The organism is Siphonobacter sp. BAB-5385 (assembly GCF_002261125.1).
GTDB lineage: Bacteria > Bacteroidota > Bacteroidia > Cytophagales > Spirosomataceae > Siphonobacter.
In genome coordinates this window covers 1-24,164 of the sequence record NZ_NMPS01000070.1, presented here as the reverse complement: position 1 = coordinate 24,164, position 24,164 = coordinate 1, and the positions used below count along the sequence as shown (strand labels likewise).

Genomic DNA, 24,164 nt, shown 5'->3' with positions numbered 1-24,164 from the left:
ACCCCAAACCCTCATCGCTTTTAATTTTCGAATCGAATAATTGCCTTGTATTGCAACTCCCAGCGATCCGAATCTACACTGGCTTTAGCTAGTTTTCCTTTGGCAACGGTGATAATCCGGCGGGCTCCATACTCAATGCCTCCCCCGTAATCACACACGGGATCCAGGAACGTTTCCGGATATCGCAGGGCCTCGCTGACCAAGCCCGGATCGTCCACGAATTCAAATTCCGCATCCAGCGGGCCCGTCAGACGTACCTGATACAGCGACTGAGAAGGATCAAACTGTGCTCCCCGAATGTCCCGGAACGAGCCATCTTTGTTGGGTGTCGACAGATAGAAAACCTCAAGTCCGCCCACAGTTACTGGAGCTGGAACCGCAGCAGGTTCCGGAATCGGTTCGGGCTCTTCGGGAGCCGGAGCAACGGGTGGTTGAGGCGGCTGGGAAGGTACGACTACGGGTTCCGGTTCTTTTACAATTTCCGGTTCCTTCGCAGCGGCCGCCTGCAAATTCTGCATTTCCTGTAGCCAGCGGTTACGTTCATTATCGTTTTTCTGCTGAGCCTCTTTCAGAGCCTTGTCGTACTCTTTCAGTGCATTCTCGTATTCTTTGATTTTTTCAATCAACTGCGGCACCTGCTTTTCGAGTTGCTGCATTTTGATGTAGCTCTGGCTCGCCTGACTTGAAGTATTGAGCATTTGCCGGTCGATTCGCTCCCGTTTCTTTTTCTCGTCCAGGTACAAATAACCCAGTCCGGCAGCGGCCAGGATGCTCACTCCCGAAATGATCCACCAAATCCAGGGCGAATCGCCTGATTTCGTCGGCAAGACCGGAACCCCGTCGAGAGCCTCCTGAGCTACCGTATCGGGCATAACTTCCGTACCATCGGCCACGGTTGTATCGCCGCTATCAATGACTTCAGATTCCATGATTTCGGTCCGCAGGTTCGTCACAAAACTGCCCAGAGCCACCCGGGTTTTCAGAATCGACACCTTCTCGCCCGTTTTCGGATCGGGTTCTTTCAGGTTCTCGAGTTCTGTAAGAATCTTATTGACTTTCGTCTTGTCCTGATCAGTCAGGGGCCGACTCAGGTACGGCTCCAGTTGACGCAGCACTGCCGCCACACTGGGCGTAGCCTTGTTGTCCAGGAAAAAATCCATCAATTTTTTAAAGAAATCAGCGTAGGTAGCTTTGGTATTCACACCGCCAGCTTCCTGAAACGTACTCTCTTTACGGGCCAAAGCCGTTTGGGCAAATCCGGAAACCGTCCAGAACAGGCACAAAACAAGAATGATGACTCGACGCATACGAAGATTCAAGGTTGGTTAAAACGCGGACCCTACTACGGGCCCGCGTCGATAAAAATTTCCAAACGGCTCTAACTGGCCGCTTCCCAGGCTAACTGATTTAAAGCTCCCAGCAGAGGATAGAAAAAGAGTGTTTCTTCAACCGGACTGTTCAGGTTTTCGAGTGATTCCCGACGCATTTCCCAACCACTGTACACATTTTGTAGTAGGTTTCGCAGCAGAATGTTCTTGTACTGATCCAGTCGGCCCTCGTTCACACCGAACTTTCCACTGAACGAAATCTCCAGACTAAAGAGCATATCCACAAACGCTTTCACTTCATCGGCTACGCCCTGCAGTACCTCCCCGTCAATGTGCTGATACGTATCGCCACGTACCACGATACGATCTTCCTTCGTACCCAGCAAAACGGTTTTGATACGGTCCATCTGGGCTTCCAGCGTACCGTCGTCTTCACGGGAGAAATTCAGGCCGGGCATTTTCAAACCACCCTTACAAGTCGATTCCTTGGGCGAATTGCGTTCACGTACAATGTCAAGCCCATCGGCGTGGTAGGGGGCATCGTATACCTTTTCGAAAATTAGCTTAGCCAGATCGGCCAGAGCCACGTTTCGGGGTGTCAGAATGTCGAGCAATTTAGAACCTGTTCCACTGAAGGCAATATACCGCGGCATCTTCTTGTCTTTCGCCTTCATCAAACGGGCCAAATGGTAGATTTGAGCCGTATAGAATACTAGCGGAACAATCTTGAGATCGGAGTCATTGGCTAGCCGGTCGTTGAAATCGTAGGCTGCTTTTTCCCGTAAATCCAGGTTGTTTTTCAGCGAGAAATAAAACGCCACAATATCTTCCGAACGGTTGTTCGCCTTGATCGACTCGTAAGCCCGGTGCAGGTTACTGAAATTAGCCGACAGGTGCGAGCTTACTTCCGGATCGTATTTCTTGACGAAGCCATTGCGAGCTGCCGCTCCATCCCGGGCGAAGCCGTCGCCGAATACGGCATTACCGGCAAAACGCACGGAAGTCAGCATATTCGGCTGGTTTCCTTCGAAAATAACGATGTCGGACGTACCTCCTCCAATATCAATCAGAGCCGTCGGGTAAATGTTGGAATCAATGGGCTGACTACTACCACCTCCCCGGCTATACCAGTAAAAAGGGGCAATACTTTCGGGGACTTTCCGGGGCATCCGCTCGCGACTGATGGTTTCGGCGTACAGCTTGTTCCAAAGTCCTTCAAAGTAATTACGCTGGTTTTCAACCATACTCAAGGGGTAAAACCAGAGTAATTCGGTATGAGCCAGGTTTCCACCGTTGATGAGTACTTTATTGCGGATCAATAGCAACAGCGACTGCAGGAAGCCTTCAATCCGCTTCTGAGCCTTGATATTTTTACTGAAATCGGACCACTTCAGATTCGTTGAAATGGTATAGTCATCTTTGGGAATATTCCGCTTTTCGTACAGGAATCCAATATTAAAGTCCCCGAAGCCGAACAGATTTTCACCCGAAAAATTAGGCCGGTTTTCGATCAGAGCCGTCCGCTGCGGAAACTTGCAGAGATACGCTTCACCCAGGTGTTCGGGCATCATTTCCTGCGGTACCAGTTCGGCAATGGGTATGGCTCGCGTACCGTTGAATGACCCATCCCGCTCGGGGAAAGTGGGGTCATGCAGGGTCGCGATCTGTACATCGTCGTCGATGGTAAAGGGCCGCGGTTGCCGATCATCGGAAGTAGTAAACTCCACGTGTGTATTGGTGGTACCGAAATCGACGGCGAAGGTAAAGACCGTGTCCTTCATCTCGCGTACTTCGAATTTCGGTAAAATGACGCCGCGATGGCCCGCTACTTCAACCGTAATTCGTTCGAAATCAGCTTCTACGACGTGAACCTCTGACTTAGCACCCGTACCAATATCTTTCTGACTCCGCGGACGAACCCGGTTGTCAGGCACGGGAATAAGCTGGTTATTCTGATCGAAGAAATTGAGTTTGTATTCGTTCTTGAATGTCTGAGCCGACACGTCCCGATCCACCAGATGCACCCGGTACATGGGTTTGAAATTAGCCAGCGGCGGACGTTTCATCTTGACGAAGGGGAATACCGTCATGCCAAATTGGTGCTCGGCAATGACGCCTTCGTTTTTCTCCTCGTTGGGCGATTTGGTCGGATCATCGTAGTACATCCGGGAGAGCTTCAGTGTCCGGCCCGTGGGTACTACTTTTTGCTGAGCAACGTCCCATTTTCCCAGCGGAATCTGTAAGGTCACGCGAACCGAACCGCCCGCCCGTTCTTCCATCTGAATATTGACTTCCCCACCCCGCATCAGATCCTGAGCGGAGAAAAACTCGAAGAAATCCGATTTCAGTGGTAGCAGATAGCTCTTTTGTACATTCCGCAAACCACCGTCAAAGTACCGTTGGGAATGAATGGGATAGACCAGCCGAATCAAATGCGGTTCCAGGAAATCGCTGGTCGTCAGGTAGGGATAAAAATCCGCCTGACCGGGCAGTTGCCGCTGGTTGGTACGCCAGTCTTCGGACACAAAATGCTTTACGTCAATCGTATCCCGCCAGGGAATCCGCGTGTACGGAATGGGCTCGAAGAAATCCCTGGACAGAATCATGGGAGCCGGTTTGCCCGTGTAGCGTTGTTTTTTGACGCCATACTCGTCCAGCTCTTCGGTCGGACTAATCAAGAAATGACTCAGGCCCTGAATGACTTCCGGTCCCGACGCCGCTTTCCGCATTTTAAAGGCGGGACCCTGTCCCGTGGAAGCAAATTCAACGGTGTAGTTCGTATCGAATTCCAGCTCCGGAAAATCGGCATTCCAGGCTTCTTCCCGCAGGTTTTGGCCGTTGGCTCCGATCCGCTGCCAGGTGTCGTAATTTCGGGTATGCAACAGCTCCAGACTGCGGCTGAGATACTCGGACACTTCGGGATACATTTCCCGGAAACCCGGCATAAAACGCTTCAATCCGTGCCAGAACACCTGGTACTCAATGTCGCGTTCGTGCAGCGGGACGGGATTATTCCGGTCAAATACGCGGTGATTTCCGAAGTGAATATCCACGAAATCCAGAGCGTTCGGAGCCGTAAAAAACAGCGTAGCGGGCGAAGTGCCTCCAATCACGCCCGTTCCTTCGCGACTTTGGTAATGTAGAATAAACAGCTTACGCAAGCCGCCGAAGTTGTAACTGGCGGCGTCTTCACGCAGGTACAGATCCAGGGCACTGCCCAGACGCTGGTGGTTACGCGAGCCGTTTTGCAACGTACGCAGAGCCTGTTCCCGATCCCAAGTAATGATTCGGATCGGGCCACGGGGCGACTTGAATTTATCGTAATTGAAGAAGATTTCCCCCACGTCGAAACAGGCCGAAACCAGCCGTTCGTCGTTCAAGGATCCTTTCAGGTCACTGCGTAAAATCAGATTACGGAAAGCAGATTTCACCAGATCAAAGCGGGCAAACGGACTGGGAATGGACGTCGGATCTTTCTCCGTATCGCCTTTGGCCTTGTCCTGAATCGCCTCGATCAGATCGGTAGTATAGGGTTGCGAAGTAAACCAGTGCCCATCAACCGAAGCCGAGCGGTCGTGCAGGTTTAGTTCGCGTTTTAATGACTGGTCTGACATAAGTTCAATGAATGAAGGAGTGTATGAAAAGAGCTGATGCCCGATTCATGGCTCCGTAAGGTTCCAATGAATGAAGACGATGCCTTCGGTCTTAGCTTCCGGACAGCTGTGAATATTCTTTTTGCAGGAATTGATCCGTACAGGTATTCATCAGCGTCAGGAATTTGTCTTCCGGCGTGACGTAGGTTTTCCCTTTTGATTCCGCATTGAGGTATTCATCGAATTCCCCTTTGTTCATCTCGATTTCTACGTCTACGGTTTTCCCAAAGAAGTTTTTCTTGGTACGCTCGAAACCGGGAATAAACTTCCCTAAATCTTCCGTCGCCAGATTGAAGGGGCGGAAGGTTCGTTTATTGAAGACGTTCCGGTCGTGATCGTTCATCTCCAGCAGCCAGGTACGGAAGTTCTCGTTGAAGTCGTGCAGATTCCGGTAGAACTTCGTCTGACGGAAATCTGAACCAATTTTAGGAGCTTCCTTACTAGTCCAGGGAGCACTGTTGCTGCCCAGAATACCATCGCGTTCCACCCGGGTTTTCAGGTATTGGCTCAGAATGCCAAACTGACTCAGCGGTCGAGCGATAACCTGTCGCGTACGATCCACAAAATCCGCGAAATTCAGTCGGTTATTACTCGTACCCAAACCAAACTCCGCGTACCGTGGATTGCGGGCAATGATCTGTCCGTCCCGTACCGTGCACTCCAGCTCGCTGGCATGTTCGCAGAAGTCAACGACGGATAACGCCGCTACCATTTCGATGTAGTGAGCATCGTTTTGTTGCCCACCCGCTCCGGGATCGTAATCGTACGGGCTCCGGTAGCTTTCGGCTAGGTAATACAAGGCGTTGAGCTTGGGGTATTCTTTGTTGGAAAGGCTGTTCTGATAATAACCCAACGCCGCTTTCGTCTTGGAAATAAAGGTAGCGTTATCGATGGCCTTGTCCTGGGCACCAGCCGAGTACACGTCGAAGTAGGGCTGAACCGACACAGCTCCGATCCGGGCTTCGCGAACATCTTTGGCGTCCGAGCCACCGTACCCACGGATATTCTTGAGAATCAGCGGAAAACCAGCAGCTCCGGTTCCTCCAAAAATGGAACTGACGATGAATACTTTATCTTCTTTTTTGAACGAGCTGACAAAGGCTTTGAACTCTTCCGATTCCCGGAACTGGTTCAGTACGACCGAACCAATATTCGGATTTCCCACAAAGCCAATATCCATTTTGGTATCCAGCTGTTCTTTGGAAAACAGCAGATCAGCCAGGGCATGATTGGATTCATCCAGCGAGTCGTGGCCAATGTAATTACCGTATTTTTCGTCGCTTACGCCCTTGAGTTCGTACTGAAACGAATCCGAGATGGAGGCACTGGGCAGCTGACGTTTCAGGGTTTGAATGTCAGTACCAAACAGTCCCGACGAAGGCGGATTTTGCAGCGAAGCCCGTACGTTCTGGTATTGATTCAGAATCTCCTTGGTTCGCTTCAGGTCTTTATTTTCCGCGTGGGGATCCATCAGAATGGGGATCACCTGCGTGGTATTACGGAGCTTAACGCCCGAAGCCAGTAGATACGTCAGCGACTTTACCACCCGGGCTCCGGTACCTCCAATCGCAAACAAAAAGAGTCGAGACATGGGAGTTTTCAGTTTTCAGTTTTGAGTTTTCAGCGGCCGCCGCTGCGGTTTAGAGTTTTCAATGATTCTACGATGCAAGAGTCGACCACTGAAAACAGAAAACCGACAACAGTAAACTGATCAAAATGGAATTTTCCGGTTGTTTGTACTTACGTTTTTTACAACCAGCGATAGAACGAAAAAGAGAATAGCTGCCAGGATCAGCATTTCGAAACCAAAGCCGAAAAAGATACTGCCGCCCTGGTCGAAAAACCGGCCCTGCTCGGGGTGTCCTTTCCGGCGGGGAATTTCCTGAGCCGCCTTCTGCGAGCAGGTCACAATGGCGACGATCATGGTCAGTACGGCACTGCTGCCCAGTACGGCCAGCCAGGTAGAGGCTTTGGCGTAACGTACTTTGTTCATCCCGAAGTAATAAATCGCTACTCCTACCAATACAAAGACCAGCATAGTGAGCGTCAGGGAGGTCAGCAGCGTTTCGTCGTATAAATCATTGAGCAGGGAGTTCTCAACAAAGAGAGCGTAAAAGTCGTACAGTAGATTTTCCATTAATTATTCAAAGTAAGGCTGATTGCAAAATAGGTGTCGGCGTTTTGGGGATTGTACGCTTTTTCAATACCCCGGGTAAAGTTGAGCAAACCAAACGTGGTTTCCGCAAAGGCTTCGGCATTCGGGTTACTATCGTCCTGCGTATGCGTTTGCGTAATCCAGCGGGGCGGGAATTTACGTTTGAGTCGAATAGTAATTTCACGTTTTCCCCCACCCTGCGGTTCCGGCGTAGAGAGCAAAAACTTGTGGGTATAGCCCTCGGGTCCATTCTCCGCTACAATTTTCTGAATTTTAAAGCCTTCGTCCGATTCAATCTCGTAGGATTTGGGATCGGTCTTGTAGGATTCCGGCAGATAAAAACCGCCCAGATCGACGCCTAAGGCAATGGTCAGCCCCTGCGTTTTGCGGTCGGCCTTGATATTTTCGAGCGTATGCACGATGTTGGAACGCTCCTTCCGTTCCTGACGACTTTGCTCAAATTGCCCGGCCTGTTCGGCGTCTTTTAATAACACCGTATAAAAAGGAAGGTTATCCGTAGCACTGGTAAAATAATGGAAAGAGTCGAAGCCCGGCAATTCAGAGAAGCGAGAAAGCGACTCAAATTTAGGATCTGCCAGCAGAGCTTTCATCGTGGCGTTCGTAGCCATCAGGGCAATGTAATACGGCCGCGAACCACTATAGGGTTTACCTCCGCCGTTGTGGGGATAGTACGTACCCTTGAATTGACCATTGAGTTTCAGCAGCAAAAGCGACTTTCCTTTGGTCTGCGGAGCAAAGGTCGTTTGCATGAGTGTTTCTACATCCGCCAGAATTTTCGTTGCCGACTGGGCGGTCGTTGATTCCGTCGAGTAGATCAGGTCCGAAAACAGGACGCCTACCTCTCCTTCTTTCAGGTCGGAAAGAATCGTTTTAAAAATAAGGCTGAAATCAGTGTGTTTGGAGTCGCCTTTCCCTTTGGTTAGCGTGAAAATATTGGGTTGTTCCACCAACTGCTGGAAACTCACCCCCATTGGGTACACGTTATCATTGACAACGAACAATTCCGTCGAACCCGACTTCTGGGTTTCAAATTCCGTTAGCAGTTTCTGGAGAGCTTCGTCAAATTCTCCCGTACTCCCCGCCGCATCGTAGGGAAACATACTGCCACTGGCTTCCAAATAAAGCTTGGCTTTGAGGTTTTTAGGAGCGGCCTTAGGGGTTTCAGCTACCGGAGCAGACGCGGTGGACGGTTCGGTCGCTTCTTCGGAAACCTGGTTCCCACGTTTCCCGCTACCGCCGCCGCATTGCGTCAATACCAGTAAGGACGTCGTTAGTACTGATAGATAAAAGGTTCGAGACCAGGAAATGGACATAGATTACAAATGCTTGGAGAGTTTTTAGGAAAACTCCCGTACCAGAGAACGATGCGAACTTGTTCCGAATTTTACGAAACTCCAACTGATTTATGGCCTAAGGGCAGATTTTTCTTACCAATGTATATAAATCGCCGTTAGCGTGTCCTGAAAAGCTTGCTGGCTTATCACTATCCCCACTACCCCTCTCTTACGCTTTGACTGCATCAGTCACTTTTGCATCTACTTCACTCGGCTAAGTATTTATCTCTTTAACGAGTATAAATAACCATTCGACGACAATTAGTAACTATTCAACTAACAAATAGTATTTAAGCTTATATACTCATTTTACTTTACATCACTATCCAACGAATCATCTATACTTTTACAAATCCTATCCATGAAAAAAGTACTTTTCAGTCTATGCTTCCTAACCTTCAGCATGGCCGGAGCCTTTGCTCAACAAAACACCGTGCTGGTGTACGGGACGCTAGGTTTAGAATCTCAGAAATTAAGTGGGTCGAGTGCGAAATCGAATACGTTCAACTTTAGTCCTGCCGTGGGTTACCAATGGGATGACCACTGGACGGGTGGTCTGGTCTTAGGCACGAGTTCTACGAAATCAACCACTGCCAGTGGAGCGGATCTGAAAACTTCTCAATTCACCGTAGGTCCGTTTGTCCGTTATGCCTGGGCTTTGTCGGACATCTTCGCTGTGTATGGTCAATTCAATGCTACTTACCTCTCCGGAAAGCAGGATGCGGATACTCGCTACAACGGCTTTCAGGGCGTATTCTTTCCGGCGATCGGCGTGAACATGAAAAATGGATTCGCCCTGAACTTTGGTTTTGGAAACCTGAGCTACAGTACGGCCAAGGTTAAAAACTCGTCCAGCAACCTGAATGATTTTAAACTAACCTTTGGAGATGGCGTAAACTTTGGCATCTCCAAAAACTTTGGTTTGAAAAAGTAGTCCCGATTCAAGTATTTTTCCTTCAGCCTTTATAAACCGAAAGAGATTCCTGTAGCTCAGGAATCTCTTTCGGTTTTTTATTCAGCGTTGGTGGTAACGCCCGTTTATAACTTATAAGATAGACTGACGAGTAACTGTCTGGGGTTTTGTGGATCATAGTTAAGTCCCCAGTATCGTTTGTCCGTCAGGTTATTACATTTAATTCCCAATCGCCATTGGGGCTGATCGTAATACAGGGTCGCATCAAACTTCGTATACGCGGGTATGGTGATTCCGCCACCGACGTTATTGGGATAAATTGTACTAACGTGATTCCCGCCAATGCCTAGCCCCCATCCTTTCGCCGCTCCCTGCGTGAATTTATAACTAGCCCAGAAGTTAGCAATATCGGCCGGCAAGCCATTGCTCAAGCCTTCCTGACTGGCATTGGCCCGGATGTATTTGTATTCATTGTGTCCATAACCCAAAATCAGATTTAAGCCGGGTAAGGGATTAGCCACGATGTCTACCTCAACCCCTTTACTTTTTTGCTGACCATCCTGAATGGAAAACCCGGGCCGCGTTGGATCCGTGCGTATGGCATTTTTCAGATCAATTTCGTAGTAACTCACCGTAGCCGTAAGTTTCTGGGCCAAAGCCTCCGTTTTTACCCCTACTTCCCACTGATTACCGTATTGCGGCAAGGGCGTCAGGATTGAATTGTCGGGCTGAGTAACGGGAGCTACGTTTTGAAAGCCATTCATGTAGTTGGCAAACACCGAAAGTTGCTCTTTGATGGGTTGATACACCAGACCGAACTTGGGAGAAACGGCCGTTTGGCTGTACACCCCGGCTGCCGCTGCGGGTTGTCCGTTGACAGAAGTGCCCTTGTTATCGAATTTTTCGACCCGTACGCTCAGCATCGCCATCAAGCGATCCGTCAGATTCAGTACATCGGAAACGTATGCACTGTAACGATACTGCTCAGCGAAGGTGTTCGTAAGGTTCGCATTCGCGACCATGTTTTCCAGACGGGAGAGGGAGATCGGTACAATCGGTTTCCGAATATTGATTACATCGTAAGTAATGACCCCGTACGATTGCGTCAGGCTGGCAGTATAATACGCGTCAACGCCAACGACCATCCGATTTTTGAAACGGCCGATCTGAAAGTCACCCGTGAAATTCTGCTGAAACTGCATGGAGCGGGTGTAGCTATTCCGAGCCGCCGAAAGACTACGGGCAATGGTACTATCACTCGTCCAGGTAGCCGGGTACATATAGTTGACATTATCGTACTGAATGTTTCCGTAGGCGTACTGCGTGGCGGAAGTCCACTGATCCGAAAGTTTGTACTCTGCCTTGGCGAAGACGTTGTGCGTACCCATTTTCAGGAGCGGATCGTTACTGTTGATGGCCTGGTCGTATCCCAGCGGCGTATCCTTAATATTTTTGAATCCTGCTTTGCCAAAGGCATACGCGGGAAGCGTGGTACGGTTCGTCCGGAAAAACTCGGCATCAATGTGTAAGGAAAGGCGATCGTTAACTTTAAAAGACAAACTGGGGGCAACGGTATAATTCCGATTGAAGCCGTAAGTCTGAAAGCTTTTTTCATTGTGCGAAGCTAAATTCAGGCGGAACAGAGCCGTTTTCTCTTTATTGAGCGGCGTGTTGACATCCGCAGCCAGTCGATTCAAGCTCCAACTGCCGCCCGTATAGGAAATCTCACCGCCAAAATCAGCGTATGGCTTTTTCGTAACCAGATTGGAAAACCCACCAAAAGAAATTAGACTGGAACCGAAAAGCGTACCGGAGGGTCCTTTCAGTACTTCTACCCGCTCCACATTGATGGGGTCAATTCCCGCACTTTGTTGCGAAGCCATGCCATTCCGCATCTGACTGGTTACCCAGAATCCGCGTAGGATCAGGTAGGTAACGCCATTGTTCACACCACCGAATCCAACCCCGGCACCGGGCACGTTTTGTAACAGGTTTTTATAGTCTACGGCGATTTGCTCAGTAGCAAGCTCTTTGGAAAGAACATTATATACCTGCGGATTCTCCAGATTCTTGATGGGTAACCGGGCTACATATTCACTTTCTTTATTACCAAACTTGTTGGTGCCTTTCACCAGTACTTCTTCGAGTTGCTCCGCCGTCTCTACCAGCGTAAAATCGGCCTGCGTGGTTTCGTTTTCACGAACTTCCAGCTCACGCTCTTGGCTTTTCAGGCCGACAAAACTCACGCGTAAGGTATACGTACCAGCTTTTACTTTTTCGATGGCATACTGGCCTGACTCGTTGGAAGTAGCTCCGGCCGAACGACCCTTGAGCGAAATCGTTACCTGACTGGTCGGCTTACCGTCAGAACTCGTGATAGTCCCCTGAATACGGCCCGTTTGTGCCCAAAGGCTTGTGCATGCCCCAAGCAGCATCAGAAAGAGTAGATAGTTTTTTTCATGGAGAAGAAGGGAATAAAATGAGGGGTGCAATAGAGAAGAGAGGATAGCTCCTCATAAAAAAAGCCCTCGCAAGACGAAGGCTTTTTTCTAATAACAACGAGCAAAAAACGATGGAGTGCTTAAGATGAAGCTGTCCCCTAACCATTAGTCCATCTTAGACATTGCAAAGGAAGTAGTTTATTTAGATTTATTCCAAATAATTTTCAAATAATTTTTATTGATTCTAAATAATTTGTTTCTATGACCCTTCTGTCTTTATCTTTGAGGAGATTTTCACGTACCCGTTCCATGAGCCTCAACGTTTCTCTTCACGAGTTGTACCGTACTTCGAAAGGAGTGACTTACCAATGCGATCTAACGAATCGTATTGTTCTCAATTTTGCTGATCAGGTGATGGCATTCCGCATGGCAGATTTCGTTCTGTTTCGTCGGAAAGCAGAACGAGTGAATCTTCACGAGATGATTTTTAATCTCGACGATGAATACGATTTTGAAGTACTGGAAGCACCCAAATCCGATCAGAAACTGGTGCTGACGCTGTGCGATCTGGTACAATTACGTGACTTACTGGCGGGTACGCAGTTTACGCTGAATCTCAACTCGATGTTACACGAAGTTTTGTATACGTACTCTTACTAACGAACAATATTCTTTCCCTACCTGAGGGCTCCGCTGGTACGCACACCACGGAGCCCTTATTTATTTTGCTACTGAGATTATTTCTAAATTACTCTTTTTCAGTGCGTTAGTATTGCATTCTACGCGAGAGCCTATACTTTTGTGGTGTAGAAAGTATTGCCCACCAACGATCTAAATTCCCGGGCGATAGCAACGAGCACATTTTTTTGAACTATCGCATTAAAAAAATAAGATTAACATGAAAGATTTGCAACGCCTCCGTACCTCACTGAAAGAGGAAGTTGAATTAGCCTTGAATGCTCAGATTAAAATGGAAGCAGAAGCTTCTTCTAAATATTTAGCCATGGCTTCCTGGTGCGAAGTGAATGGTTTCCTGTATTCTGCCAAATATTTCTACAAACAATCGGAAGAAGAACGCGAGCACATGCTCAAAATCTTCCATTACCTGGCAGATCAGGGTGTAATGGCTTATTCACCTGAAGTAGGAGCTGTTCCCCACGAATATCCTTCCTTCCGCAGTGTATTTGAAACGGCTCTGCAAAGTGAGATCAACGTAACGCATTCCATCAACCGTCTGGTAAGTCTTTGCCGTCGCGTAGAAGATTACGCTACCGAAAACTTCCTGCAATGGTTTGTGAAAGAGCAAGTTGAAGAAGAAATCAACGCCCGTCGGGCCCTTGAACTCTTCGACGTTATTGGCGAAGAAGGCATCGGTCGTTTTACTATCGACCGTAATGTATATAAAATTACGAAGCTGGAAGTCGAATAATCATTCATTTCCCCTTCTTTGTAAAGCCCGCAATTGCGGGCTTTTTTTGTGCCCTTTTTACTAAAGCCGGGGTATTTTCATTTCAGATGTCGGCTTTTCCCGGCTTTTGCAGAACTTAGTACCCGCATTGTCAATTTTTGTAGCCTAGTATGCTCTACTATCTTTTCGATTACCTGGATAAAGCCTTCAATTTTCCCGGAGCCGGGGTTTTTCAGTTTCTTACGTTTCGGACGGCGGCGGCTACAGTGACGTCCTTGATTATCGGTATTGTTTTTGGTAAACGCATCATCTGGTACCTGCAACGCCTGCAAATTGGCGAAACCATCCGCGATCTGGGCCTGGAAGGACAGATGCAGAAAAAGGGTACCCCTACGATGGGTGGTTTCATTATCTTACTGGCCATTGTTATTCCGGTACTGCTATTCGCCAAGCTGGATAATATTTACGTAGTCCTTTTACTGATTTCGGCGGTATGGACCTGTTTGATCGGTTTCGTGGATGACTACATTAAAGTATTTCGGAAAAATAAAGAAGGCTTACCTGGTCGCTTCAAGATTGTCGGACAAATCGGTCTGGGCCTGTTGATTGGGCTGACGATGCACTATTCGCCGGACATCAAAATCCGGGTGTACGAAGAAGCTCGCATCAATACCCCAACGGGCTTCGCTGAACTACGGAAATTTACGGATACCAAAGATTTTCTAACGAACGTCCCTTTCTTTAAAAACAACGAAATTGATTATTCGGAGATTCTTCCGGATTCCATTCTGCCCGATGAATACACCTGGATTCTATACACCGTTATTGTCATCTTCATTATTACGGCCGTATCCAATGGAGCCAACATCACGGATGGGATTGATGGGCTAGCCGCGGGTTCGTCCATCATCATCGGTCTTACGTTAGGTATTCTGGCCTATCTATCGGGAAATAAAGTCTTCTCGCAGTACCTCAATATTTACTACATTCCTTTATCCGGCGAGCTGGTGGTCTTCTGTGGGGCCTTTGTCGGAGCCTGCGTCGGCTTTCTCTGGTACAACACGTACCCCGCTCAGGTTTTCATGGGCGATACGGGTAGTTTGATGCTGGGTAGCGTCATTGCCACGCTGGCCATTGTGTTACGTAAAGAATTGCTAATTCCGATTTTGTGCGGGGTTTTCCTCATCGAATCCATTTCTGTCATTCTCCAGGTGAGTTATTTCAAGTACCAGAAAAAACGACGAGGACTCGAATACGCCCAGTTGCACCGGCTTTTCAAGATGTCTCCGCTGCATCACCACTACCAGAAATCCAATATACCGGAACCGAAGATTGTCATGCGTTTCTTCATCATCGGTATCCTGCTTGCGGTATTTACCCTGGTTACGCTGAAACTACGTTAACAAAAAGACCCGGCTCGAAAGGCCGGGTCTTTTTATAGTTTAATCAGAAATTCATTGAGGTTCTGTTCCGTTTGCAAGTTGAGTTTGGTACGTAAGCGGTACCGTTTTAACTCGACACTGCGAACCGTAATATTTAGTAACTGAGCAATTTCTTTGCTGGATAAATTCATTCGCAGATACGCAGCCAACTTCAAATCACCAGGCGTTAGATTGGGAAACGATTCGAGCAGCTTTTTGAAAAAGTAATCATGCACGTCGTTGAAATTGGATTCAAAAATATCCCAGCTGTGTTCGTCGGCTAGATTACGATTAATGAGTTGTACCAGCGAGCGGTACTGTGTAGCAGCGGTTTCCGGACCAATTTCTTTCCGCAACTTTTCCAGCTCTCCCTTAATCGTTTCCAGCAATTCGTTTTTTTGCAGCAGGTTCATGGCCGAATTTGCCAGTTCTTCCGACTTGCGTTCGACGTCTTTCCGCAATTGCTCGTTCCGTAATTCTGCCAATACCTGAGCGTTTCGGAGTTGCTCCTCTTCCAGTTGTACCTGCATTTTTCGTTGAATCCGGCTTTGGTGCATCCGAATGCGACGCCGATAAAACTGATACGCCAGCCAGAAACCCACGACTAACAACACCAGGTATAGAAACTGACTCCAGCGATTCCAGTACCAGGGTGGCCGTATTTCAAAGGACAGAGTCGTTTCTTCGCTGGAAACGGATGAACGTAAATGCAACACATACGTACCTGGGTCTAAAGGCCCCGTCGTCAGGGTGTGCGTTTTCGACAACGTCGTCCAGCCCGGCATTTTTCCTTCCAGCCAGTACTCGTACGTGACATCGGCCTCGTATTGGGTAGACGTAAAATCAATGGTCAGGTTGTTCTGCCAGTATCGGAATTGCAACTCAGGTTGAGGCTGACCGGGATACAGCGTTTGATCGAAGTTTTCAGTACTGATCTGACGGATTAGCGGGTGGGCCTGCGTCTCCGTCGTCCCCTGCCGCAGGTAGGAAACCGGTACTATCGAAAATCCATCGTCTCCGCAGACCAGCAGCGTCTGCTCATCGAGCCGTACGACATTCTCGTAGCCTTCCACCCATTGCACATGCTTGATATTCAACAGCCTGATCGATTGATTTCCACGCCAGTACGCCAGCGTTCCGTTGATCCGTAATACCAGATAATCCTGGGAGTTGATGGGAAAAATGTTTCTTACGCCCTGTTTACCAAGGGCTGGAATGGCTTTCAAGGTTGTTCCTTCCAGAAAATACGATTGCTGATCGGTACACACCAATGGTTTTTCCTGGACCCGAATCAGGTTAGCTCCCTGCAGCCCATTGAGTGGTGTGGTATGCTGAATGGTCCGCAAATCGTCCGCGAGTCTAATTTGGGTGATTCCCCGGTACTTTCGTCGCAGCAAAAGCGTATTGGCATCTTGCTCTATAATTTGATCGGTTAGTGAAAAATCGCCCGCTAGTGAGTGACTCAACTGCCAGCGACCGTTGACCTGTTTATACAATGCCAGATCCGTATAAGTGCCCTGAATAAGTATATCCGGATGCTTTTGGAGTTTGTGAAGTACGAGTCCTCCGGTCAGCTTCGAAATTTGCCGAAAGCCCGAGCCTTCCAGTACGAAAGTGCCTTCGTTATGACCGCAAAACAGGGTTCCGTCGATTACTTCCAGATCCCAAACCTGCCCCTGACTACCGGGTACGATCTGTAGACTGGTTTTTCCATCCGTTTCGTTGACCTGAAAAACGCCATGGTTCGTTCCTACGTACAGTTTGCCCTGATAGAGCGTAGCATCGTACACACTTCCGAGTACCCCGTCTTTATCCCGAAAATGGCGAACGGGCGAACTTAACAAGACGGCATCAATTCCATTATCCGTGCCTACCCACACGTTTTTGTCCGCGTCGGCGTGCAGGGCCAGTACGGTATTATTCTGCAAGCCTGATTTCTGGTTGAGGTAGTAGCGAATACGGCCCCATTCATCGGTAATAATCATCCCATTTTGTACCGAACCATACGCATACGTCCGCTCATCTACCCGAATGGCTTTGTTGAGCTGGTTGTCCGCCAGAAAACGACTTGCTGGGGTATTCAGAATAGTGAAGCCCTTGCCATCAAAAGTGAAAAGCATCCGATCCGTACCAATCTGTAACTGACTGGGTCCGGATCGGAATACACAGCGTACCCGTTCATGAGCGAGACGGTCACTGCCCGGTAAGTACACAAATTGTTCATCCACCCATTCGTAGATGCCTTTATCCATAATCTGCACAAAGAGCCGATTGTCAACCTGGTAGGCAAAAAATACGTTTCCCGGCGTAGGTAAAGTCGTTATCTGATTATGCTGATAACGGAACAGGTAAGCAAAAGAATGGAAATAGACTGACTCGCCTAAAGTAATAATGTTCCAGATTTCTTCCTGTTTAAATCGAGGGTCCTTATTTAATGAATTCAGCGAATGGTACGTAAGAACGCCCTTACTATTCGCTTGCCAATAGCCAAATTCCTGTAAAGCTCCCGTATAGATGCGATCGCCAGCCGTAGCAACGGAGCGAATGATCTGACGGTGCGGCAAAATGAAGTTTTTCCAGGTTTGTCCATCGTATTCCAGCAGACCTTTCGAATTCCCAACGTAGATGAATCGGGTGTTCTTGCTCTGGCTAATGCTCCAGTTCTGTCGCTGGGCTTGATAGTCCTGTATAGTGAACGATCTCACCTCAGGCAGGCATAGCTTTTGTAGCTGATCGGTATACGTTTGAGCTTTCGCAAAATTATTGACAAGCACTAAAACTATTACGAATACGAACCTTATACGAGTATCGATTCTTGTGCTTCTTCCGATCCTGTTCTGGGTACTCACTTTCTTCACCGTTAAAATCAATCCCACAATTTTTTCAACAATTAATACAAATATGTAGGAATGATGTAGTACACACAAGCCTTATCCTGTAAATGATGTGGTAATGATGTAGTGGTTTTTTTGTCTACACCTACTTAGATATTTTAATTTTGTCCACCAAATAATACAATTTCTTATCATGAAGAAAGCTTATCTGCTGTGTCTATGGTTGTTTTCACTGATCGTCACTCAAGTGTATGCTCAGGAGGGACGCCGCGTCACTGGACGAGTAACCAGTGCGGACGATAACCAACCGTTGCCCGGAGCAACGATCGCCATAAAGGGTACCACGCGTGGTACAAACACGGACGCCGAGGGGCGATTCTCTCTTGCGGCGAATACAGGCGATGTACTTTCCGTAACGTTCGTGGGAATGAAGCCGCAGGAAGTAACAGTAACTGCGGCGGCTACAGAGCTTACCATTACGCTGGAATCGGATGCTTCTACGTTAAACGAAGTCGTCGCGATTGGCTACGGAACGGCCCGTAAGAAAGACTTGACGGGAGCAGTAGCTACCTTAAAAACGGCGGACATCGTTAATCAGCCCGTTGTATCGGCTACGCAAGCCATGCAGGGTAAATTAGCTGGGGTACAAATTACGGCTTCGGGTGAACCGGGTAGTGTACCGACGGTACGGATTCGCGGTACGGGTACATTGTTGGCCGGTGCAGATCCTTTGTACGTCGTAGACGGCGTTATTACGGATGATATTCGAAACATCAATCCGCAGGATATTACCTCCATGGACGTTCTGAAAGATGCTTCGGCTACGGCTATTTATGGGATGCGAGCTGCTAACGGCGTTATCCTGGTAACGACGAAACGTGGACAAAGCGGAGCGGTTAAAGTAACCTACGATGGTTACGTAGGTTTCCGTCAGGCTTCCCGTCGGGTGAAAATGGCCGATTCGCAGCAGTACATCGACTTCTCAAACGAAGCGTTGGTACGGGCGGGTCAGCAACCTGTTTTCACCGCAGGCGACATCAAGGCGAATACAAATTGGTTCAACGCCATTACCCGTAACGCCCTGGTTCATAACCATAACATTTCCTTGAGTGGTGGTTCTGAGAAAAGTACGTATTTCCTGAGTGGTGGTTATATGTTCGACGACGGTATTCTGAAAGGCAACGGCTACCGCCGTTTGAGCTTGCGGGCTAGCAATGACTATCAGGTCAGTAAGTCGTTTAAAGTCGGAGCCTCGTTAAACCTGGCTCAGGAAGACAACGAAAACAAGCCTTACTCCGCTTTTACCAGTGCTTACAAACAGGCTCCGATTGTGCCTGTGTACAATGAAGACGGCAGTTATGGCTACACTCTTCGGAACAACGTAGCTAACCCATTGGCACAGATCAACTACACAAACGATCATACGAAGAGTCTGCGTCTGCAAGGGGTACTGTTCGCGGAATGGAATATCACGAATGATTTGCGGTTCCGTTCGAACTTTGCCGTGGAAAACCGTTCGTTCAATAATCGCAAGTACAACCCGATCTACGTGGTTTCTGGAAACCAGCAAAACAATACCAGTCAGCTGACACTTCGCGATGATAATGCTTCTCGCTGGGTATGGGATAATACCTTGACGTATACCAAAACGTTCGGTGAAAAACATAGTTTGAATGCTTTGGTTGGGGTTACGGGTGAACGCTACAAAACGAGCTTCCTCGGAGGTTCCCGTTTGAATGTACCGAACAATCCGGACTACTGGACGCTGAATCTGGGTACGCAGGCCACCGCTACCAACGAAAGCAGCATGGGTCTGGAGCGACGCCTCTCCTACTACGGTCGGGTAAACTATAACTACGATGACCGGTACCTGTTGACGGCTACCGTACGTCAGGATGGATCCAGCAAGTTTCCTTCGTCCAATCGTTCCAGCGTATTCCCATCCGTGGGTGCGGCCTGGCAGATTGCGAACGAGAATTTCATGAAGGGTCAGAACCTCTTCTCTGCACTGAAACTCCGGGCGAGCTGGGGTCAGGTAGGAAACGACCGGATTGTACCGAACGCGTTCCTCTATACGCTGTCTTCGAACCTGGATTATCAGATTGATGGTCAACTGGCTCCGGGTTACACGATTCAGGATATTAAGGATTTGAATCTACGGTGGGAAGTAACGACGGAGAAAGATTTAGGTCTGGAATTTGGTTTACTAAACAACCGTCTCTCCGGGGAAGTCAACTACTATGACAAACTCACGAAAGACGCGTTGATCTACAAACCCATTGATGCCATCTTCGGTGATAACGATTCCCAGTATCTGACCAACGCCGCCGACATTCGTAACCGCGGTATCGAGTTTGGTTTGAACTGGAATGAGAAGAAAGGTGATTTCCGTTATAATGTAGGCGTAAACTTCACCATCAATAATAATAAAATTGAGCGTGTAAACGGTGGTTTGCCTATCCAGGCCGGTAGCTTAGGTAACGGTCAAATCACGACGCAGACGGCAGAAGGACAACCCATTGGTAGCTTCTACGTATACCAGACGAACGGTATTTTCAAATCACAGGCTGAGTTGGATGCGTATCCGCACATTTCCGGAGCGAAAGTGGGCGACCTGCGTTACGTGGACACGGATGGGAACGGAATCATCAATGGTAACGACCGCGTATACAAAGGTTCGTATCAGCCTAAATACTTCTTTGGTCTGACGGGTGGTCTTAGCTACCGCAACTTCGATTTGAGCGTTACGGCAGCGGGTAACCTGGGCAACCAGATTTACAACGGTAAAAAAGCTCAACGATTTGGTAACGAGAATATCGAAGCTTCCGTCACCAACTGGTGGTCACCCAGCAATACGACGAGCAACAATCCCCGTCCGTCGAATGACGTAGCTCTGGCTTCTGATTACTACATCGAATCAGGCTCGTACCTGCGGATTAATAACGTTTCGCTGGGTTACAACTTACCCAAAACGCTGACGGATTCCTGGAAAATGCAGGGCATTCGCGTGTACGTGACGGCTCAAAACCTGGTGACGTTCCAGAAGTTCTCGGGCTTTACCCCTGAGCTTCCCGGTCGTACGCTCGCGAACAGCACCGACCAAACCGCGGGTACGCTGTCTTCGGGTATCGAACTGGATGCGTATCCCACGCCTCGTACGTTCCTGATGGGAGTAACGGTTAATTTCTAATTCGACAAGATTCGGGTCAGGCGGTAACGACTGGCCCCATCTCAAAACATATAGTTCCAATGAAAGTCAACAAATATATCCTGAGAGCTGGCCTCTTTACGGGTCTTGCTTTGAGCGGAGTCGCCTGTAAGGATTACCTGGATGTAGCTCCTCAGGGCGAGCTTACGCCGGATTATTTATCCAGCGATCCAAAATCGGCTGAAGGTATTGTTACGGCCATTTACAACAAAATGCTCGACTGGAATATTCACTCCTTTTCCTGGATCGGTATCACCAGTATTGCTTCCGATGACGCCGATAAAGGTAGTGATCCGGGGGACTCAGGTTCAGATAAAAATGAATTGGACGGCTTTACGTTCTCGGCAACTAGTGGTTCCTTTAATGACATCTGGCAAGGCAATTATCAGGGCATCGCACGGGCTAACCAGGCTCTGACGTATTTGCCTACGCTGACGATTGACGAAGCCTCCAAAAATCGTCTGATTGGTGAAGCCACCTTCCTGCGGGCGTATTTTTACTTCAATCTGGTTCGTACGTTCGGGGGTGTACCCTTGATTACGACGGTTCCTAATCCAACGAACGAAGCCGATTTACAGGCGGGTCGTACGCGGACTACGGCGGAAGCCATTTACGCTCAAATCGAGGCTGACCTCAACACGGCAGTAACCAATCTGCCAGAAAAAGGTAGCATTGCTACGGGCCGGGCTACGAAAGGAGCAGCTCAGGCTCTGCTAGCGAAAGTTTCGATGTACCAGAAGAAATGGGACAAAGTACTGGAACTTACCAATGCGGTAATCACCGGTGGCAAATATTCCCTGGTAGACGATTACTCAACGATCTGGCGGGAAGTTGGTGAAAACAACGCCGAATCCATTTTTGAAGTACAAGCTCAGGGTACTACGCCCAACAAAGGCATCAATAATTACTCGGCAACCCAAGGCGTACGCGGTCAGTGGGGCTGGGGCTTCAATACGCCTTCAGCGGATCTGGAAAAAGCGTACGAACCCGGTGACAAACGCAAAGCAGCGACCATCATGTACCCTGGTGAAGTGCTTTGGGATGGTCAGCAGGTGTTAGCTACGGCTCCCAACCCCCGTTACAACAAGAAAGCGTACGTAAGCCGCGTAGCTGAAACGTATAACGGTAACGATGAGCAAACGAACAAAAACATGCGGATTTTACGCTTCGCGGAAGTATTGCTGATGCACGCGGAAGCCTCTAACGAACTGGGTCAATCGGGTAATGCTCTGATTTCTTTGAATAAAGTTCGGGTACGGGCCGGACTGCAAGCGGCACAAGCAGGCTCTCAAAGTGACTTACGCCTGAAAATCTGGAATGAACGCCGCGTAGAATTGGCAATGGAGCACGACCGGATGTTCGACCTGCGTCGGCAGGGACGAGCCGCAACAGTACTGCGGGCTCTGGGTCTGCCTTACGTAAGTCCTAAACACGATCTGTTCCCCATTCCGCAAACGCAAATCGACTTAAGCGGTGGTCAGCTAAAACAAAACCCCGGCTACTAAAACAAGGCGAGAGGTAATCAGAAAGAATGGTTCTTCTGATTACCTCTTTCGCTTCAAGGTGTATTTGGTATTCTTTTCCGCCCTACTCTTTCTGCTTTATGAGAATATACTCCACGCTTCTGACAGGCGTCATGGCTTGTACATTGACGTTTGTTTCCTGTACCAAGTCCGTCCCGACTACTCATTCTAAAACGCTTGCTACTGAGACATTGCCTTCCGAGAAGAGCGAATACATGGACGTTGTACAAAAAGCTACGTTCCGTTACTTCTGGGATTTCGGGCATCCCATTTCGGGCATGGCTGCCGAACGTACAGCCACGCCCAATATCGTCACGACGGGCGGTACGGGTTTTGGCCTGATGGGAATGGTCGTAGCCGCCGAACGGCAGTGGATTACCCGCGAGGCCGCCGTAGCCGCGTACAAAAAATTGCCGATTTTCTGGAAAAAGCCGACCGCTTCCACGGAGCCTGGTCGCACTGGATTGATGGCAACACGGGCCGGGTCGTTCCTTTTGGACAAAAAGATAACGGCGGTGATCTGGTAGAAACCGCTTTTCTAACCAATGGTCTACTCGTTGCCCGAGAATACTTCAACGGCAATACTGCCGCCGAAAAGAAACTTCGTAACCAGATTACCAAACTCTGGGAAGGCATCGAGTGGGACTGGTACGTGCACGATGGCAAACTTCGCTGGCACTGGTCCAAGCAGTACAACTGGGACATGAATATGCCCATTGAAGGCTATAATGAATGTCTGATTACGTATGTGCTGGCTCTGGGTTCGCCCACGCACGCCATTACGCCGCAGGTCTACGAAAACACCTGGAAACAGTCGAATCACTTTACCAATAGCAACAAGTACATGGGTTATAAGCTCGACATTGGCTTCCCCTACGGCGGGCCGCTCTTCTTCAGCCATTACTCGTATCTGAGTATGGACCCGCGACGGATGCAGGATCAGCATACGAACTACTGGCAGATGAATCAGGCTCATACGCTGATTAACTGGGCGTACTGTGCCGAAAAAGCTCCTAAAGTGTATGGGTATTCCGAAGAAAACTGGGGCCTAACCGCCAGCGACGATTACAATTTCTACGACGCTCACTCACCGATCAACGATAACGGTACGATTACGCCCACGGCGGCTTTATCGGCTTTCCCGTATACGCCTTACGAATCCTGGCAGGCACTGCGGTATTTATATCTGAAACACGGCAATCGTCTGTTTGGTGAATATGGTTTTTATGATGCCTACAATGCGTCGAAAAACTGGTACTCCAATCAGTATCTGGCGATTGATCAGGGTCCGATCGTCGTGATGATGGAAAACTACCGGACAGGCCTGATTTGGAAAGTGGGCGAACGCATTACTGAAATTCAGACGGGACTGAAGAAAATGGGTATTGAGAACCCCTCCTACCCGACGGGCTTCTACGCTTACCAACCACACCCGACTACCGGCGAATGGAGTCTGATGCGACACAGCGACACAGGTAAATACCCGCTGGAATTCGCCGTGGCCGGTACACAACCCGTTACTATTGAACTCACGGGCACTAGTGGTACAACCATTAAAGTGGTAGATAATAAAACGCTAACGCCCGGTACACATACTCAATCCTTCGACGCTGCCGGAGGAAAATATGTAGCAACGATTACGCAGGGTTCAGTGAAGAAAACGATGAAGTTGGTGTTGCGGTAATTGTTGGTTATTGGTAGCATATCTGCAGTTTTCGTCCCGTAGAGACCGCTGGTTATTTAGTTTATAAGCCTCCCATGCTAAAACTCACTACTGAGAACCAGCATTATAATCTTATGGACCAGTATTTCGTCCCGCAAGCTAAGCTGGTCTTTTAGTCCGTATCACGAACGACGCTGACTTCCTCTTGCTCAAGGCCATCGCCTTGCCGAGGAAGTAGGCGGCTTTTCGCGATAGGACGGGG

15 protein-coding genes are annotated in these 24,164 nt (G+C 48.7%); 8 read left to right on the top strand and 7 right to left on the bottom strand.

What is annotated here, in order from left to right; translation table 11 throughout:
• Positions 1 to 20: 20 nt before the first annotated feature.
• The 5 genes from BWI93_RS06365 to BWI93_RS06345 all read right to left on the bottom strand — a co-directional run bounded on the left by BWI93_RS06365 (position 21) and on the right by BWI93_RS06345 (position 8,470).
• Entirely contained in the window at positions 21 to 1,307 is a 1,287-nt protein-coding gene (locus BWI93_RS06365) for a hypothetical protein (RefSeq protein WP_094809321.1), read from the bottom strand.
• Between the two features lie 71 nt (positions 1,308 to 1,378).
• A complete protein-coding gene (locus tag BWI93_RS06360) occupies positions 1,379 to 4,942 on the bottom strand; it encodes a cell division protein FtsA (protein ID WP_094809319.1) in 3,564 nt (1,187 codons plus the stop codon).
• A 91-nt stretch (positions 4,943 to 5,033) separates the two neighbouring features.
• Positions 5,034 to 6,572, bottom strand: a complete 1,539-nt coding sequence (locus BWI93_RS06355) for a hypothetical protein (RefSeq protein WP_094809317.1) — start codon at positions 6,570 to 6,572, stop codon at positions 5,034 to 5,036.
• Positions 6,573 to 6,692: 120 nt separating this feature from the next.
• On the bottom strand, positions 6,693 to 7,118 hold the full coding sequence (locus tag BWI93_RS06350; protein ID WP_094809315.1) for a hypothetical protein: 426 nt from the start codon (positions 7,116 to 7,118) through the stop codon (positions 6,693 to 6,695).
• Positions 7,118 to 8,470, bottom strand: coding sequence for a hypothetical protein (locus BWI93_RS06345; RefSeq protein ID WP_094809313.1), 1,353 nt, complete (start codon positions 8,468 to 8,470; stop codon positions 7,118 to 7,120). The genes BWI93_RS06350 and BWI93_RS06345 overlap by 1 nt, the downstream gene beginning before the upstream one ends.
• Before the next feature lie 382 nt (positions 8,471 to 8,852).
• On the opposite strand from BWI93_RS06345, the gene BWI93_RS06340 reads away from it, so the two are divergent.
• Positions 8,853 to 9,425, top strand: a complete 573-nt coding sequence (locus tag BWI93_RS06340) for an outer membrane beta-barrel protein (protein ID WP_094809310.1) — start codon at positions 8,853 to 8,855, stop codon at positions 9,423 to 9,425.
• A gap of 104 nt (positions 9,426 to 9,529) precedes the next feature.
• On the opposite strand, the gene BWI93_RS06335 is transcribed toward BWI93_RS06340, so the two are convergent.
• Complete coding sequence (locus tag BWI93_RS06335; RefSeq protein WP_094809308.1) at positions 9,530 to 11,839, bottom strand: TonB-dependent receptor; 2,310 nt, start codon at positions 11,837 to 11,839, stop codon at positions 9,530 to 9,532.
• Positions 11,840 to 12,154: 315 nt separating this feature from the next.
• Between BWI93_RS06335 and BWI93_RS06330 the strand changes: the two genes are divergently transcribed.
• The 3 genes from BWI93_RS06330 to mraY all read left to right on the top strand — a co-directional run bounded on the left by BWI93_RS06330 (position 12,155) and on the right by mraY (position 14,656).
• Positions 12,155 to 12,505, top strand: a complete 351-nt coding sequence (locus BWI93_RS06330; RefSeq protein WP_094809306.1) for a hypothetical protein — start codon at positions 12,155 to 12,157, stop codon at positions 12,503 to 12,505.
• Positions 12,506 to 12,743: 238 nt separating this feature from the next.
• The gene (locus BWI93_RS06325; protein WP_094809304.1) at positions 12,744 to 13,274 is read left to right on the top strand and encodes a ferritin; all 531 of its coding nucleotides are present in this window, start codon (positions 12,744 to 12,746) and stop codon (positions 13,272 to 13,274) included.
• A gap of 149 nt (positions 13,275 to 13,423) precedes the next feature.
• On the top strand, positions 13,424 to 14,656 hold the full coding sequence (mraY, locus tag BWI93_RS06320; RefSeq protein WP_094809302.1) for a phospho-N-acetylmuramoyl-pentapeptide-transferase: 1,233 nt from the start codon (positions 13,424 to 13,426) through the stop codon (positions 14,654 to 14,656).
• A 32-nt stretch (positions 14,657 to 14,688) separates the two neighbouring features.
• Here mraY and BWI93_RS06315 read toward each other — a convergent pair whose 3' ends face one another.
• On the bottom strand, positions 14,689 to 17,379 hold the full coding sequence (locus BWI93_RS06315) for a triple tyrosine motif-containing protein (RefSeq protein ID WP_141217374.1): 2,691 nt from the start codon (positions 17,377 to 17,379) through the stop codon (positions 14,689 to 14,691).
• A gap of 322 nt (positions 17,380 to 17,701) precedes the next feature.
• Between BWI93_RS06315 and BWI93_RS06310 the strand changes: the two genes are divergently transcribed.
• The 4 genes from BWI93_RS06310 to BWI93_RS06300 all read left to right on the top strand — a co-directional run bounded on the left by BWI93_RS06310 (position 17,702) and on the right by BWI93_RS06300 (position 23,923).
• Positions 17,702 to 20,698, top strand: coding sequence for a TonB-dependent receptor (locus tag BWI93_RS06310; protein ID WP_094809298.1), 2,997 nt, complete (start codon positions 17,702 to 17,704; stop codon positions 20,696 to 20,698).
• Between the two features lie 59 nt (positions 20,699 to 20,757).
• Positions 20,758 to 22,221 (top strand): RagB/SusD family nutrient uptake outer membrane protein, encoded by a 1,464-nt coding sequence (locus BWI93_RS06305; RefSeq protein ID WP_094809296.1) that lies wholly within the window; start codon positions 20,758 to 20,760, stop codon positions 22,219 to 22,221.
• A gap of 98 nt (positions 22,222 to 22,319) precedes the next feature.
• Positions 22,320 to 22,766, top strand: coding sequence for a hypothetical protein (locus BWI93_RS28580; RefSeq protein WP_255157746.1), 447 nt, complete (start codon positions 22,320 to 22,322; stop codon positions 22,764 to 22,766).
• Positions 22,767 to 22,942: 176 nt separating this feature from the next.
• Positions 22,943 to 23,923, top strand: a complete 981-nt coding sequence (locus BWI93_RS06300; RefSeq protein ID WP_369679114.1) for a glucoamylase family protein — start codon at positions 22,943 to 22,945, stop codon at positions 23,921 to 23,923.
• The last annotated feature ends 241 nt before the right edge of the window (positions 23,924 to 24,164 follow it).